Genomic DNA, 14561 nt, shown 5'->3' on the forward strand with positions numbered 1-14561 from the left:
GGATCCATGCCCGGTGGTGCCCCACATGATCCGCTATAGCCTCACCTGTTCCGAAGGCCACGATTTCGACAGCTGGTTCGCGTCCTCGGCGGCGTTCGACACCCTGTCGGAGGCCGGACGCGTCGCCTGCCCGTCCTGCGGCAGCGCGCGGGTGAGCAAGGCGCTGATGGCGCCGGGCGTGGGGGCGGGTGGCGGCGACGCGGCGCTGTCGGGCGCCGCGCCGCATCCGCTGGAGCTGCTGCGCCGCGAGATCGAGGCGAAATCCGAATATGTCGGGCGCGATTTCGCGTCCCGCGCGCGCGCCATGCACGAGGGCGCGGCGCCCGCCCGCCCGATTCATGGCGAGGCGCGCCCGGCCGAGGCGCGCGTGCTGATCGAGGAGGGCGTGCCCATCGCGCCGCTGCCCTTCCGCCCGCGGGCCAAGACGAACTGAACCGCCGACCAACGGCCGCACCCCCTGCCCTTCGGTGCGGCGCGGCTTACATGGGGCCACGTAACGGGGACGCGCAGGCGGGGACATGCTGCTCGAGATCGAGAACGTCACGAAATCCTACCCGTCGGCCGACGGGCCGGTGCCGGTCCTGCGGGGGGTGTCGCTGTCGCTCGCGGCGGGCGAGACGCTGGCGCTGACCGGCGACAGCGGGTCGGGGAAATCGACGCTGCTGCATCTCGCGGGCGGGCTCGACGCGCCGGACGGGGGGCGCGTCCTGATCGAGGGCGAGGATATCGCGCATTACGACGACCGGCGGCGCGCGCGTCTGCGGCGCGAGACGGTCTCGGTGATCTTTCAGCAGTTCAACCTGATCCCCTCGCTCGACGTGGGTGCGAATATCGCGTTCCAGGCGCGTCTTGCCGGGCGGCACGATCCGGCCTGGGCGCGCGATCTGGCCGAGCGGCTTGGTCTTGCCGCCCACCTGTCGAAATATCCCGAGCAGCTTTCGGGCGGTCAGCAGCAGCGCGTGGCCATCGGCCGCACCCTCGCCGCGCGGCCGCGACTGGTGCTGGCCGACGAGCCGACCGGCAATCTCGACGAGGGGACGGGCGCCGAGGTCGCGGCGGTCATGCGCGATCTGGTCACGGCGACGGGCGCGGGGCTGCTGGTCGTCACCCATTCGCGCAGCCTCGCCGACCGCATGGGTCGCCGGATGGAGCTGCGCGGGGGCCGCGCGCTGTGATCCGCGCGGGCCTGTCCGCGCTGCTGTCGCATTGGCGGCGGCGGCCCTTTCAACTCCTGACGCTGGTGCTGGGGCTGGCCACGGCCACCGCGCTGTGGTCGGGGGTGCAGGCCATCAACGCCGAGGCGCGCGCCAGCTATGACGAGGCGGCGGCGGTGCTGGCGGGGCCGGCGCTCGACACGGTCGAGCGGGCGGCGGGCGGCACGATCGCGGTCGAGGAGTGGCTGGCGCTGCGCCGCGCGGGCTGGCAGGTCAGCCCGGTGATCGAGGGGCGGCTCGCGCGCCACGACCTGGCGATACTGGGCATCGACCCCTTCACCCTGCCCCCCGACGCCATTCCGGGCGAGGATGACGGCGCCGCCTTCGACGCCGGGTTCCTGACCGGGCCGGGCCAGATCCTCGTCGCGCCCGAGACCGCGCAGGCGTTGCGCGGCGCCGACCTGCCGCCCCGCATCGAGGTCGAGGGCATCCCCCCCGGCACAGCCTATGCCGATATCGCCACGGCGCGCGCGCTGCTGGGGCAGGACGGTTTTGCCCGGCTCTTCGTGACCGGGCCGCCATCGCTGGGCGCGCCGCCGCTGGAGCGGATCGCACCGGAACTCGAGCGGCGCGCGCCGCGCGCATCGGGCGGCGACGTGGCGCGGCTGACCGACAGCTTTCACCTCAACCTCACCGCCTTCGGCCTGCTGAGCTTTGCCGTCGGGCTTTTCATCGTGCGGGGCGCCATCGCGCTGGCGTTCGAGCAGCGCCGCCCGGTCTTTCGCACGCTGCGCGCGCTGGGCCTGCCGCGCGCCACGCTGGCGGGGCTGCTGGCGGTCGAGTTGCTGGTGCTGGCGCTGGTCTCGGGCGCGCTGGGCGTCGCGCTGGGCTGGCTGGTGGCGAGCCTGCTGATCCCCGACGTGGCCGCGACGCTGCGCGGGCTTTACGGGGCCGAGGTCTCGGGCAGCCTGTCGCTGCGCCCGTCCTGGTGGCTGTCGGGCGTCGGCATCGCGGTGGCGGGCACGGCACTGGCGGGGGCCGCGTCGCTCTGGCGCATCTACCGGCTGCCGATCCTCGCGCCGGCGCAGCCGCGCGCCTGGGCGCGGGCGGGCGCGCGGGCCGCCTGGGCACAGGGCGCGGGCGCGGTGGCCTGTGCGGGCGTGGCGCTGGTCGCGGGGTTTGCCTTCGACGGGCTGGTGGCGGGGTTCGTGCTGCTGGGCGCGGCGCTGCTGGCGGCCGCGCTGGCCCTGCCGCTGGCGCTCGATGCCGGGCTCGCGATCCTGTCGCGCAGCGCCCGCGGCCCCCGCGCCGAGTGGTTCTGGGCCGATACGCGGCAACAGGTGCCGGGGCTGTCGCTGGCGCTGATGGCGCTTTTGCTGGCGCTGGCGGCGAATGTCGGGGTCGGCACGATGGTGTCGTCGTTCCGGCTGACCTTTACCGGCTGGCTCGACCAGCGGCTGGCCTCCGAGCTTTACGTGCGCGCCGAGACGCCTGCGCAGGCCGCCGCGCTGACCGACTGGCTCGGCCCCCGCACGCGCGAGATCCTGCCCATCCAGAGCACCGACACCCCCCTTGCCGGCACGCCGGGCGAGGTGTTCGGCGTCGCTGCCCGGTCGCCCACATATCGCGACCACTGGCCGCTCATCGCCCAAGCGCCCGAGGTCTGGGACCGCGTGGCGGCGGGCGAGGCCGTTCTGGTCAACGAACAGCTCGCCCGCCGCGACGGGCTCTGGCCCGGTGCGGAGATCGAAATCGCGGGCTGGCCGACCGAGGTCGCGGGCGTATACAGCGATTACGGCAACCCGCTGCCTCAGGCGCTGGTCGGGCTCGACCGCTATCGCGCGCTGTTCCCCGAAAGCGTCGCGCTGAATTTCGGCATCCGGGTCGCGCCGGACGAGACCGCCGCGCTGATCCGGGGCATGACGGACGAGGTCGGGATCGCGCGCGAGGCGATCAGCGACCAGGCGTCGATCAAGGCGTTTTCGCTCGGCATCTTCGAGCGGACCTTTACCGTGACCGCCGCGCTCAACGTCTTGACGCTGTCGGTGGCGGGGCTGGCGATCCTGACCTCGCTGCTGACCGTAGCGTCAATGCGCCAGCCGCAGCTTGCGCCGGTCTGGGCGCTGGGGCTGTCGCGCGCGGCGCTGGCCCGGCTGGAGCTTTTGCGCGCGGTGCTGCTGGCCGCGCTGACATTCGTGCTGGCGCTGCCGGTGGGGCTTTTGCTTGCGTGGATCCTGCTCGACGTCATCAATGTCGAGGCCTTCGGCTGGCGGCTGCCGATGCGGGTCTTTCCGCTGGACTGGCTGGCGCTGGCGGGGCTGTCGCTGGTCGCCGCGGCGCTGGCCGCGCTTTTGCCCGCGATCCGGCTGCGCCGAATGCCGCCCGCCCGTCTCTTGCAGGTTTTCGCCAATGAACGCTGACCGACTGACCCGCCGCCGCTTTCTCTGCGCGGCCTCGATCACGGCGATGGCCACGCGCGCGCCCGCGCAGGGTTTCGCCGGGTTGGGCCGCGCGTCGGAGGATTACGCGATGCCCCGGCGCGGAGAGCCGCTGCGCTTTCCCGCCGATCACGGGCCGCATCCGCGGTTCCGCATCGAATGGTGGTATCTGACCGCCAACCTGCGCGACGCGGACGGCACCGATTACGGCATCCAGTGGACGCTGTTCCGCTCGGCGCTGCGGCCCGACGACGCGGGGACGGGCGCATGGCGAAGCGCGCAGGCCTGGCTGGGCCATGCCGCGCTGACCACGCCCGAACTGCATCGCGCCGACGAACGGTTCGCGCGCGGCGATATCGGACAGGCGGGCGTCACCGTCACCCCCTTCGAGGCGCGGATCGACGACTGGTCGCTCTCGGGGCCCGATTTCGACCGGCTCGACCTGCGCGCCGCGGGGCCCGATTTCGGCTACGAGCTTGCGCTGACGGCCGAGGGGCCGCTGGTCTTTCACGGCGATGACGGGTTCTCGGTCAAATCGGCTGCCGGACAGGCCAGCCGCTATTATTCGCAGCCCTTCTACCGCGCCGAGGGGGTGCTGCGCCTGCCCGATCGCGAGATCGCGGTGACGGGGCGCGCCTGGCTCGACCGGGAATGGTCGTCGCAGCCGCTTGCCGCCGACCAGGAGGGGTGGGACTGGTTCTCGCTCCATCTCGAGGGCGGGGCCAAGCTGATGGGGTTTCAGCTCCGCTCCGAAAGCGGCCCCGCTTTCACCGCAGCGACCCATATCGCGCCCGACGGCACCACCGAGGCCTTTCCCGACGGCGCGTTCTCGGCCGAGCCGCTGGCCACGGCCGAAGTGGCCGGCCGCGATATCCCGGTGCGCTGGCGCATCGCGTTGCCCGCGCGCGGCATCGACGGCACGGTCGAGGCGCTGAACCCCGATGCCTGGAACGGGCTGGCCTTTCCCTATTGGGAGGGGCCCGTGCGCCTGTCGGGCAGCCATGACGGCATCGGATACCTGGAGATGACGGGATATGAGTGAGCCGACCCTCGGCGCCTTTCTGGCTGGCGCATGGGACATTCTCGCCACGTCGGCGGGGGGCGCGGGCGATGCGCGACAGGCGGCGCTGGCCAGCATCGGGCCGGATGGCGGGCCGCGGGTGCGCACCGTGATTCTGCGCGCGGCCGACCGGGCGGAGGCGGCGGTCGAGCTGCATACCGACCTCGCCTCGGCCAAGATCGACGAGCTGCGCGCCGAGCCGCGCGCCGCGCTGCTGTTCTGGTCGGCCGAGCGGCAGGTCCAGATCCGCGCCCGCGGCCCGGTCGCGATCCTGACCGGCGCAGCGGTCGAGGACCGCTGGCGCGATGTCCCCGACGCCGCGCGGGCCAATTACGGCGGCGCGCCCGTGCCGCTGACCCCGCTCGACGCGCCCGGCGACTGGCGCGAGACGCGGGAGCGCGCGCGCTTTGCCGTGCTGCGCATGGAGATCGACGCGCTGGACCTCGTGAGGCTGGGCGCGCGGCACCTGCGCGCGACCTATGACGCGGCGGACGGCTTTACGGGGCAGTGGCGCGCGCCCTAGACGCGCGTGACGCCACCCCAAGCAAAGGGCCCGAACCGGATGCGCCATGACCTGCCCGCGACCCGCGACATTGTCCTGATCGGCGGCGGCCATGCCCATGCCCTGCTGCTGAAAAGCTGGGGGATGGACCCGTTGCCGGGGGCGCGGCTGACGGTCGTCAACCCCGGCCCCACCGCGCCCTATACCGGGATGCTGCCCGGATACGTGGCGGGCCATTACGATCGCGACACGCTCGAGATCGACCTCGTGCGGCTGGTGCGCTTTGCGGGGGCGCGGCTGATCCTCGGTCGTGCGACGGCCATCGACCGCGCCACGCGCGAGATCGCCATCGACGACCGGTTTCTCGGGGCGCGGCGCGTGGGCTATGACGTGGCCTCGGTCGATATCGGCATTCATTCGCGGATGCCCGCCATTCCGGGCTTCGACGAACATGCCGTGGCCGCCAAGCCGCTCGAACGTTTCGCCGAGCGTTGGGCCGCGTGGCGCGCCGCGGGCGACGCGACCGCCCCCATCGCGGTGATCGGCGGCGGCGTCGGCGGTGTCGAGCTGGCCATGGCCATGTCGTTTGGCATGGGCGGCGCGCCGGTCACGGTGATCGACGCGGGCCGCGCGCTCGACGGGGTCGGGCGCGGCGCGGCGCGGCGGTTGCGCGCCGAGCTTGCCGCGCAGAACATCGCCCTGATCGAGGAGGCTCGCGTCGCGCGCATCGCGGCCGACCGCGTCGTGCTGGCCGACGGGCGCGAGATCGCCGCGCGGTTCTGCGTGGGTGCCGCCGGGGCGCGCGCGCATGGCTGGCTCGACGCGTCGGGCCTGACCGACGACCACGGCTTTGTCCCCGTGGGCCCTACCCTGCAAAGCCGCGATCCGGCGATCTTTGCCGCGGGTGACTGCGCCGCGCTGACCCATGCCCCCCGCCCCAAGGCCGGGGTTTTCGCGGTGCGCGAGGCGCCGGTGCTGCTGCACAACCTGCGCGCCGCCGTCTCGGGCGAAAGGATGCGCGAATATCGCCCGCAGGCAGGGTATCTCAAGCTGATCTCGACCGGAGGGCGGTCCGCCGTGGCCGACCGCGCGGGGCTGCCCCTTGGCATCGGCGGCGGGTGGCTTTGGCGCTGGAAGGACCGGATCGACCGCAAGTTCATGGTCGGGCTGGCCGATCTGCCGCCCATGCACCGCCCCCCCCTGCCCCGGCCGCGCGCCGAGGGGATGGAGCCGCTGACCGCCCAGGCCCCCTGCGGCGGCTGCGCGGCCAAGGTCGCGCGCCCCGTTCTGGCGGGCGCGCTGTCGCGCCTCGCGCCCCCCGGCGCGGGGGTCGATTTGGGCGCGGGCGACGATGCCGCGATCCTGTCCATGGGCGGCGCGCGGCAGGTGCTGACCGTCGACCAGATCCGCGCCTTTACGCCCGACCCCGCGCTGCTGGCGCATGTGGCGGCGATCCACGCGGCAGGCGATTGCCTGGCGATGGGCGCGGTGCCGCAGGCGGCGCTGGCGGTGCTGACCCTGCCGCCGCTCTCGCCCGAATTGCAGGGCCGCAGCCTCGCCGAGATGACCGATGCGGGCACGGCCGCGCTGCGCGCCATCGGCGCACCCATCGCCGGCGGGCACAGTTCGACCGGACCCGAGATGCAGGCGGGGTTCGTCGTGACGGGCCTGGTCGAGGGGACGGCGACGACGCTGGCCGCGGCGCGGGCGGGCGACGTCCTGGTGCTGACCAAGCCGCTCGGGACGGGGGCGATCCTCGCCGCCGAGATGGCGCTGGAGGCCAAGGGCGCCTGGGTCGCGTCCTGCCTCGGGGCGATGGCGGCCGATCCGACCCCGGTGGCGCGCGCGTTGCAGGGTGCGCGGGCGGTCACGGATGTGACGGGCTTCGGGCTGGCGGGACATCTGATGGCGATGATCGAGGCGGCGGGGCTGTCGGCGCGGATCGATCTGGGCGCGCTGCCCGCGCTGCCCGGCGCGCTCGAGTTGCTGGAACGGGGCGTGCGCTCGACCCTGCATCCGGGCAACGCGGCGATCTCGGCGCGGATCGCGGGGCCGCAGGGCGCGCGGCGCGAGCTGCTTTTCGACCCCCAGACCGCGGGCGGGTTTCTCGCCGCTCTGCCGCCCGAACGGGCCGGCGCGATCTGCGCGGCCGTCGAGGACGCGGGCGGGCTGGCTGCGCGGATCGGCACGCTCGGGGACGGCCCGCCGGGGATCGAGGCGTCATAGCGCGCTCCTAGCCGAGATGCGCGACGACCTCTGCCGCCAGCGCGTCGATCTCGGCCGGATCGAGCCGTTCGGCCCGCAGCCGGGCAGCGACGCGGCGCGTCTCGCGCCCCGATTGCCGGGCATAGCGCGGGTCGTAATGATGCGTCATCAGCGCCGCGGCCAGATCCCCGAGCTGCCCCGACGCCGCCAGCGCGCGCCAGGCCGCGACCCGCTCGCGCCCCTGAAGCGGCACCAGCGCGTCGAGCGTCGCATCGAGCCGCGCGGGATCGACGGCGATATCGGCATAGTCGCGCAGCGAATAGGCCGCGCGGGCGGCCAGCGGTGCCTCGATCACGATGCGGGGCGCCGTCTGCATCGCGCGCCACAGCGACGGCGGCACGACGCGGTCGCCCACCTTGCTCGATTCGGCCTCGATCAGCACCGGCCGCGTAGGGTCGAGCGTCCCGATCGCCTGGGCCAGCGCGCTTTCGAAGGCCTTTTGCGCCGGTTGCCCGCCCTGCCCGCCAAACAGCGACCCACGGTGATTCGCGAGCCCCTCGAGGTCGATCACCTGCGCGCCCATCTCGCCCGCGCGGCGCAGGATCGCGGTCTTGGCCGTGCCCGTGAACCCGTCGAGCAGCACCGTACGCGGCGCGAAAACCCGGTCGTAAAGCGCCTCTTTCACCAGCGCGCGGTAGCCGCGATACCCGCCCTCGAGCACCGAGACGCGCCAGCCGATCTGCGACAGGATCGAGGCGAAGGAATTCGAGCGCTGCCCGCCACGCCAGCAATAGACGAGCGGTCGCCAGCCGCCGCCATGGCCGGCAAGCGGCCCCTCGATATGGGCGGCGGCGTTGCGCGCCACCAGTGCCGCGCCCATCTTGCGCGCCAGAAAGGCGCTTTGCCGGACATAGACCGTGCCGATCCGGGCGCGTTCGGCATCGTCCAGCACCGGGAGGTTGATCGCGCCCGGCACCCGGTCCTCGGCGTATTCCGAGGGCGAGCGCACGTCGATCACCGCGTCGAACCCGGCCCCGCGCAGCGCCTCGAGGGAATGCGGCGCAAAGCTCATCGGGCGCGCATATCCCGGCCGCCGCGGGCGCGGCGCGGCACCCTTCCGTGAACTCGGGCTTCACCACAGGAGTTGAAGGCCATAACATCCCCGCTACGATTGCCATGACGTCTTTCATTGGAGTCTGCCATGTTGTCCACCACCCGCCTCGCAGCCGCGGCGCTTTGCGCGCTCGTTCTCGGCAGCGGTTCCGCCATCGCCGCGCAATGCGGCAACACCGCCGCCGGGTTCGATGCCTGGAAACAGCAATTCGCCCAGGAGGCGCAGGCCCAGGGGGTCGGCCAACGCGGTCTTCAGGCGTTGATGGCCACGAGCTACAACCAGGACACGATCAACGCCGACCGGAACCAAAAGAGTTTCCGCTACAGCCTCGACAAGTTCATGCAGATCCGCGGCGCGGATACGATCGTGGCGCAGGGCCGCCAGCGCAAGGCGCAGAACCCGCAGCTTTATGCCGCGCTCGAGCAGCGCTACGGCGTTCCAGCGGGCGTGCTCATCGCCATCCACGGGATGGAGACCGGTTTCGGCGGGTTCATGGGCAATTCCAACGTGGTCTCGGCGATCACGACGCTGGCCTATGATTGCCGGCGCTCTGGGTTCTTCACGCCCCATGCGATGGGCGCGCTGATGATGGTCGATCGCGGCATGATCTCGCCCAACGCGCGCGGCGCCAAGCATGGCGAGCTCGGTCATACCCAGTTCCTGCCGGGCAACGCGCTGCGCTATGGCGTCGACGGCAACGGGGACGGGCGCGCGGACCTGACGAACGAGGTCGACGCCCTTGCCTCGACCGCGAATTTCCTGCGCCAGAAAGGCTGGCGGCCGGGCGCGGGCTATCAGCAGGGGCAGGCCAATTTCGGCGTGATCCAGCAGTGGAACGCGGCCACCGTCTACCAGCAGGCCATCGCAATCATGGCCAGTCGAATCGACGGCTAGACCCGCCGCGCCGGGGCCGCGGTCGCCCGCCCCGGCCCGATCCCACGCGGCGCTAGCCATCCGGCCCCTCGACCGGCTTGCGCGCGGACCGGCCGTGGCGCGGCGTGTGAAAGACATGCCGCGCGCGCCCGCCTTCCTTGGCGGCATAGAGCGCGCGGTCGGCATCGGCGATCATCCGCGCCGGATCGGGCAGCACGTAGTCGGTGGAAAGCGCCGTGCCGAGGCTGGCCGAGATCCGCGCGCGGTCGTCGCCCAGAACCACCGGCAGTTCGAGCGCGGCGATGATCCGCGCGGCGATATCGGCGAGCGTGTCGCGCGCGGCGAGGTCGGGAAAGACGACGACGAATTCGTCGCCCCCCGTGCGCGCGACGATATCGTCCCCGCGCGTCACCCCGAGCAGGCGCGACGCGGTTTCGACCAGCAGGGCATCGCCCGCGGCATGGCCCAGCCGGTCGTTCACCGCCTTAAAACCGTCGAGATCGAGCATCGTCACCGCAAAGGGCGCCGCGCCCTCGCGCAGGCGCGCGAGCACCGCGTCGAGCCCCCGCCGGTTGCGCAGCGAGGTCAGCGGGTCGGTGCCGGCCTGCGCCTCGGCGGTGACGCGGGCATCCTCGATCCGGGCGATGAGGCGTGCAGCCTCGCTCGACAGAAGGGATTTCGCCTCGAGCAGGTACAGCGTGTCGGGCGTGCGGTCGGTCGGCGCGAAATCGTCGGCCGAAAGGCCCAGCGCGTCGATCCCCGACAAGGCAGGCAGCGACAGCGCGAGGTCGAGCAGCATCCCCCCCTCGCCCGTCTCCACCACCACGCCGCGCAATTCGGGGCCGCCGAGCCCCAGCCGCAGCCACAAGAGCCGCCCCGAGGCGGCGCGCAGATCGGCGGCCGACACGATCCCCGCAGGGCGCGAGACCGGCAGCACCGACAGCAGGTCGCGCCCGGCAAGCTGCATCTCGCCCGCGATGCGCGCCAGCGTGGGGCCGGTCGACAGGATGCGCCCGTCCGGGTCGGCGAGAACGTGCATCGGCATCAGCGTGTCGCGCGCGGCGCGGTCGAGCACGGTCATCGCGCCGCCCCGCGCAGCCCGCCGCCCAGCGCGAAATCGCGCGCCGCCCCGTGTTCGGCGCAAAGCAGCGAAACGTCGATGCCGCGCCGGTCGCGCGTCGCCTCGACCAGGGCGAGGGTGCCGTGTTCGTCGGCCATCGCGCGCAACACCCCCACGAGCAGCGGAACGATCCGGGGATCGCCCGGCGTGACGATCCAGCCCGCGCCGGGCGGGGCCACCGCGGCAAGGTCGAGCGGCGGCAGGTCGAGCCCCGGCACGGCGAGCCGCAGCCGTTCGGGCAGATCGGGCAGGTTCTCGATGAAATCGCCGAACCGCGCCCCGCTGAACCGCAGCAGGCGGCGCACCGCGTCGCCATGGGGGCGCGCCACGATATGCACGCCCAGATCCTCGAGCATCTCGGCACGGGTGCGGTCGATCCGGCGCGCGACCTCGTCCTCGACCCGGTCGAGCAGGTCGGGCGGATAGCTCAGCAGGATCTCGAACCCGCCGCCCGGCACGTCGCAGCGCCGCGCGATATCGTCCCACAGCGCGGCGCCGTAGCTTTCGATCACAAAGGCCTGCATGGCCCGCCCCAACAATCCCCGCATATCCGTTCCCCATCCGTTCCACGCCTTACCCTAGCGCGCGCAGGTAAACGGTCCGTGACCGTCAGGGCAGAAGAAGCAGATCAGTTGAGCCGAATTTTAGCGAATCGATCTCGCGGCGCGTGGGCGTGACGCCGTCGCGGTGCAGCGCGTCGAGATCGGAAAGCGGCACGGGGTCGGCCGCGGCGCGACGCCATTCGCGGTCGTCGGCGCCGAGCATCACGATCTCGGCCGTGGTCTGCGTCCGCGCAAGGCCCAGGACCGCCGCGGGGCCCTGGGCGCCGTCGATGCGCACCGTGGCCAGCACGCAGCCGGGGCGGCCCTGCGGCGTCGCGATGGCGCAGGCCCGCACGACCTCGGCCGAGAGCTCGGGGTTGCCGGCCATGAGACTTTGCGCGGCCGCGCGGTCGCCCACGATGGCCAGCGCCTCGGGCCAGTCGGGCTGCGAGCCATCCGGGGCCGGGCCGATGGACCGGGCGGCCGATGCGCCGGCCCGGCCCCATCCGGCGATGGCCCGCCGGTCGCGCGCGTCGAGCGGAGGCGTGCCCACCGCGCCGCGGGCGACCTGGCTGCGGGCCGAGATCGCCTCGGGCGAGATCACCGTCATCAGCGCCAGGGCCGCCGCCGGCGCGGCGAGCACGAGCGCGGGCTGCACCCGGCGCAGGCGGTGCGCCCAACCGCCGGGGCGCAGGACGGCCCAGGCGCAGGCCGCGCCCCACACCAGCGCGACGGCGACACCCGCGGCGGCGGTGACGCGCGCGGGCGTCCAGCCATAGGCTCCTACCCGGACGCCGATCGCCAGCGCGGCGCAGATGGCGAGGATCGGGATCGTCGCGGCGAGCAGGCGCACCATGGCCGGCATGGCGCGGCCCGCGACCGCCTCTTCGGGCCGCCCGCCCAGTGCGACGGCGATCAGCACCGCCAGCGTCGCGACGGTCGCCATCAGGACAGCCCCCGCCGACACCCCGTCAAAGAGCCCCGACAACCCCCGCAGCGGCAGAGCGAGCAGGAAAACCCCGGTGCTGAACAGCGCCGCGGGCACGAGCAGCGGCACGAGACGCCCGGCCGCGCTGCGCCCGATGCGCGGCGCGCGCGCCCCGAGCGTGGACAGCGCGAGCGCCGCCGCCGCACCCGAGATCATCCATTCGCCCGCCGGAAGGGCCGCGACGAGGTCGAGCAGGTCGACCCCCACCAGCCCCAGCAACGCATCCGACAGCGCGATCACCCCCCAGACCAGCGCGGTGAACGCCGCCGCCGCCGCGCCGCGCAGGCACAGGGCGGCCGCCTCGTCGTGAAACACCGCCGGGGAAAGCGGATCGTCGCGGCGGGCCATGGCGACGAGGTGGGGCAGCGGCAACGCGATCAGCACGATCACGAGCGGCACATAGCGGTCGGGCAGCGTGACCGGGGGCGCATAGCGCAGCCCCGCCCAGATCGCCGCCCCGCCGGCCAGCGCGGCCGCGGCAAGGGCGATCGCCCCGCCCCGCGCAAGCGGCGCGCGCCCGATCATGGCGAAAAGCCCAAGGGCGAACGCGGCAAAGGCGGCCAGCGCAGCAAGCTCGAACCGGGCGGGCACGGCCCCGGCACCGAGCGCATGGTCCACCCCCGAGGCCAGCGCCCCGAGCCCGGCGCCGAGGCTTATATGGATCGCGCGCGCGCGCGAGGGCCGGGATGGGCCGGTCATGTCCAATGCACGGCCTCTCCGCCGGGCAGGGCCGCGCGGGCCCGCATCGGCGTGTCAAAGGCCAGACCCGCCTCGGTGCAGAACCCCGTGACCCAGTCATCGTCCATCAGCAAAAAGTCGAGCACGGCGGCGAGCGTCTCGGGCTCTTCGGTGGCGTGGCGCAGCCGGTCGGGCGCGATTCCGGTGGCGCCCACGAAAACCGACAGCAGATCGTCGGTGCGCGCGAGCCACAACAGGGCGTCTTCGGCGACAATGCGGGCGGATTCGGGGGTCATGGGGCGGTTTCCCGCGCGTCGGGTAAACAAATTGGCATGGGCATCTCGCGCAATGGTAAAGGTTTGTTAACCAGATAGCGGCATCTTTGTGTCATCACGAGATGCGCCCCCGCGTCCAGCCCCGCAAGGAGGTGCCAGATTCATCATGCCACGCCGTGTTGTCATCGCGGATTGCGCCGCAACGAGCCGGATCGCGCTCAAGGCCGCGCTGACCGCCGCGCGCTATGACGTGACGGCCGTCGGATCGGGCGCGGCCGCGCTGGAGCTGCACCGCGAGGCGGCGGTGGATCTGGTCCTGCTCGACGAGGCGGCGGCCGAAAGCCATCTCGGCGCGTTCGGTAACGCCCTGCCCTTGCCCGAGCTGCCGCCCCCCGCGGTCGCGGTGATCTGCGACGGTGCGACACCCGCGCAGCGTTGCGCCTGGCTCGAACGGGGGGCCGTGGCGATTCTCGACCGCCCCGTGCGCCGGTCCTGGCTGCTGACCCATGCCCGCGCGCTGGTACGCGCGCACGAGACCCGCGCCGAGCTCTACCGCCAGAACGCCACCGCAGCGCGGCTCGGATTCGCCGAGATGGCCGACGGGTTCGACCGCCGCCCGCGCGCCATCGCCGCGGGCGGATCGCGCGCGCAGACCGGCGCGCTGATCCGGTCGCTGCGGGGCGACCTGGCCGTCGAGATCGAGCTGGCCGATGACGACACGCTGCTGGCGCGCGCCGACAGCGCGGCGCCGCCCGACCTGGTGATCCTGCCCCGCCGGGCCGATCCGCGCGAACAGACGCTCTGGATCCTGTCCGAACTGCGCGCCCGGCCCGCCACGCGCCGCGCCGCCATCGTCGTGGAATACAGCGCCGAGCAGGAGGACGCCGCGGCAATGGCGCTCGATCTCGGGGCGTCCTGCGTCGTGCCCTCGGGGGCCAGCCCGCGCGAAAAGGCGCTGACAGTGGGGCGGGCGCTGACCGACAAGCTGGCGCTCGACCGGCTGCGCGAGAACCTCGAGGCGGGGCTGGCGCTGGCAGCGCGCGACGAGCTGACAAAGCTCTGGAACCGCCGCTACGCGCTTCAGCATCTCGAGACGCTGGCCACCCGCCCGCAGGATGCAGGGCGCGGTTTCGGCGTGATCCTGGCCGATCTCGACGGGTTCAAGGCGATCAACGACCGCTTCGGGCACCTGATCGGCGACATGGTGCTGGCCGATGTCGCCGGCACCCTCGCCCGCAGCGTGCGCGAGATCGACCTCGTCGCGCGGTTCGGCGGCGAGGAATTCCTTGTCGTGATCCCCGACACCTCGCCGCAGGAACTGCTGGCCGCGGCCGAGCGGCTGCGCGAGGCGGTGGGTGGGCATACCGTGCCGACCGCGGCCGGGCCGATCAACCTGACGGTGAGCCTGGGCGCCGCATGCCTGAGCGGCGTGACCGCCCGCACCGCCATCGCACTGGCCGACGAGGCGCTTTACGCGGCCAAGAACGGCGGGCGGAACCGGTCGGTGTTGTCGCCGCAGGGCGGATGCCTTGCCCATCTCGCGGCGCGGCAGGGCCATGTCGACGCCCAGCGGACGGCGTGACACGCTTCGCGACAAACGCGCGCAGCGGCC

13 protein-coding genes are annotated in these 14561 nt (G+C 73.2%); 8 read left to right on the plus strand and 5 right to left on the minus strand.

Going from position 1 to position 14561, the window contains the following annotated elements; genetic code table 11:
- Nucleotides 1-25: 25 nt before the first annotated feature.
- The 6 genes from E2L08_RS08680 to selD all read left to right on the plus strand — a co-directional run bounded on the left by E2L08_RS08680 (nt 26) and on the right by selD (nt 7380).
- Nucleotides 26-433: a DUF1178 family protein gene (locus E2L08_RS08680; RefSeq protein ID WP_133396681.1), complete on the plus strand. Its 408-nt coding sequence runs from the start codon at nt 26-28 to the stop codon at nt 431-433.
- A gap of 85 nt (nt 434-518) precedes the next feature.
- A complete protein-coding gene (locus E2L08_RS08685; protein ID WP_133396682.1) occupies nt 519-1175 on the plus strand; it encodes an ABC transporter ATP-binding protein in 657 nt (218 codons plus the stop codon).
- Entirely contained in the window at nt 1175-3574 is a 2400-nt protein-coding gene (locus E2L08_RS08690; protein ID WP_168771101.1) for an FtsX-like permease family protein, read from the plus strand. The genes E2L08_RS08685 and E2L08_RS08690 overlap by 1 nt, the downstream gene beginning before the upstream one ends.
- Entirely contained in the window at nt 3564-4634 is a 1071-nt protein-coding gene (locus tag E2L08_RS08695) for a lipocalin-like domain-containing protein (protein WP_133396684.1), read from the plus strand. Before E2L08_RS08690 ends, E2L08_RS08695 begins: the two co-directional genes overlap by 11 nt.
- A complete protein-coding gene (locus E2L08_RS08700) occupies nt 4627-5175 on the plus strand; it encodes a pyridoxamine 5'-phosphate oxidase family protein (protein ID WP_133396685.1) in 549 nt (182 codons plus the stop codon). The genes E2L08_RS08695 and E2L08_RS08700 overlap by 8 nt, the downstream gene beginning before the upstream one ends.
- Before the next feature lie 39 nt (nt 5176-5214).
- Nucleotides 5215-7380 (plus strand): selenide, water dikinase SelD, encoded by a 2166-nt coding sequence (selD, locus tag E2L08_RS08705; RefSeq protein WP_133396756.1) that lies wholly within the window; start codon nt 5215-5217, stop codon nt 7378-7380.
- Nucleotides 7381-7387: 7 nt separating this feature from the next.
- Here the strand turns inward: selD and mnmH are convergent, their stop codons facing one another.
- Entirely contained in the window at nt 7388-8431 is a 1044-nt protein-coding gene (mnmH, locus tag E2L08_RS08710; protein WP_133396686.1) for a tRNA 2-selenouridine(34) synthase MnmH, read from the minus strand.
- A 129-nt stretch (nt 8432-8560) separates the two neighbouring features.
- On the opposite strand from mnmH, the gene E2L08_RS08715 reads away from it, so the two are divergent.
- Nucleotides 8561-9367, plus strand: a complete 807-nt coding sequence (locus E2L08_RS08715; RefSeq protein WP_133396687.1) for a lytic murein transglycosylase — start codon at nt 8561-8563, stop codon at nt 9365-9367.
- A gap of 52 nt (nt 9368-9419) precedes the next feature.
- On the opposite strand, the gene E2L08_RS08720 is transcribed toward E2L08_RS08715, so the two are convergent.
- The 4 genes from E2L08_RS08720 to E2L08_RS08735 form a co-directional block, all read right to left on the minus strand.
- Nucleotides 9420-10427 (minus strand): GGDEF domain-containing protein, encoded by a 1008-nt coding sequence (locus tag E2L08_RS08720; RefSeq protein ID WP_133396688.1) that lies wholly within the window; start codon nt 10425-10427, stop codon nt 9420-9422.
- Nucleotides 10424-11014, minus strand: coding sequence for a heme NO-binding domain-containing protein (locus E2L08_RS08725; protein WP_133396689.1), 591 nt, complete (start codon nt 11012-11014; stop codon nt 10424-10426). The genes E2L08_RS08720 and E2L08_RS08725 overlap by 4 nt, the downstream gene beginning before the upstream one ends.
- Nucleotides 11015-11075: 61 nt before the next feature.
- Entirely contained in the window at nt 11076-12695 is a 1620-nt protein-coding gene (locus E2L08_RS08730; protein ID WP_133396690.1) for a DUF4153 domain-containing protein, read from the minus strand.
- Entirely contained in the window at nt 12692-12970 is a 279-nt protein-coding gene (locus E2L08_RS08735; RefSeq protein ID WP_133396691.1) for a DUF3572 domain-containing protein, read from the minus strand. Before E2L08_RS08735 ends, E2L08_RS08730 begins: the two co-directional genes overlap by 4 nt.
- 145 nt (nt 12971-13115) lie before the next feature.
- Here E2L08_RS08735 and E2L08_RS08740 point away from each other — a divergent pair, with 145 nt between their 5' ends.
- The gene (locus E2L08_RS08740; RefSeq protein ID WP_133396692.1) at nt 13116-14531 is read left to right on the plus strand and encodes a diguanylate cyclase; all 1416 of its coding nucleotides are present in this window, start codon (nt 13116-13118) and stop codon (nt 14529-14531) included.
- The last annotated feature ends 30 nt before the right edge of the window (nt 14532-14561 follow it).

It is taken from the genome of Palleronia sediminis, from assembly GCF_004358695.1.
Lineage (GTDB): Bacteria > Pseudomonadota > Alphaproteobacteria > Rhodobacterales > Rhodobacteraceae > Palleronia > Palleronia sediminis.

Bases quoted from the DNA above. Each gene is read 5' to 3' on its own strand.
- E2L08_RS08680 (WP_133396681.1), top strand. From the start codon at position 26: ATGATCCGCTATAGCCTCACCTGTTCCGAAGGCCACGATTTCGACAGC.
- E2L08_RS08685 (WP_133396682.1), top strand. From the start codon at position 519: ATGCTGCTCGAGATCGAGAACGTCACGAAATCCTACCCGTCGGCCGAC.
- E2L08_RS08695 (WP_133396684.1), top strand. From the start codon at position 3,564: ATGAACGCTGACCGACTGACCCGCCGCCGCTTTCTCTGCGCGGCCTCG.
- E2L08_RS08700 (WP_133396685.1), top strand. From the start codon at position 4,627: ATGAGTGAGCCGACCCTCGGCGCCTTTCTGGCTGGCGCATGGGACATT.
- selD (WP_133396756.1), top strand. From the start codon at position 5,215: ATGCGCCATGACCTGCCCGCGACCCGCGACATTGTCCTGATCGGCGGC.
- mnmH (WP_133396686.1), bottom strand. From the start codon at position 8,431: ATGAGCTTTGCGCCGCATTCCCTCGAGGCGCTGCGCGGGGCCGGGTTC.
- E2L08_RS08715 (WP_133396687.1), top strand. From the start codon at position 8,561: ATGTTGTCCACCACCCGCCTCGCAGCCGCGGCGCTTTGCGCGCTCGTT.
- E2L08_RS08720 (WP_133396688.1), bottom strand. From the start codon at position 10,427: ATGACCGTGCTCGACCGCGCCGCGCGCGACACGCTGATGCCGATGCAC.
- E2L08_RS08725 (WP_133396689.1), bottom strand. From the start codon at position 11,014: ATGCGGGGATTGTTGGGGCGGGCCATGCAGGCCTTTGTGATCGAAAGC.
- E2L08_RS08730 (WP_133396690.1), bottom strand. From the start codon at position 12,695: ATGACCGGCCCATCCCGGCCCTCGCGCGCGCGCGCGATCCATATAAGC.
- E2L08_RS08735 (WP_133396691.1), bottom strand. From the start codon at position 12,970: ATGACCCCCGAATCCGCCCGCATTGTCGCCGAAGACGCCCTGTTGTGG.
- E2L08_RS08740 (WP_133396692.1), top strand. From the start codon at position 13,116: ATGCCACGCCGTGTTGTCATCGCGGATTGCGCCGCAACGAGCCGGATC.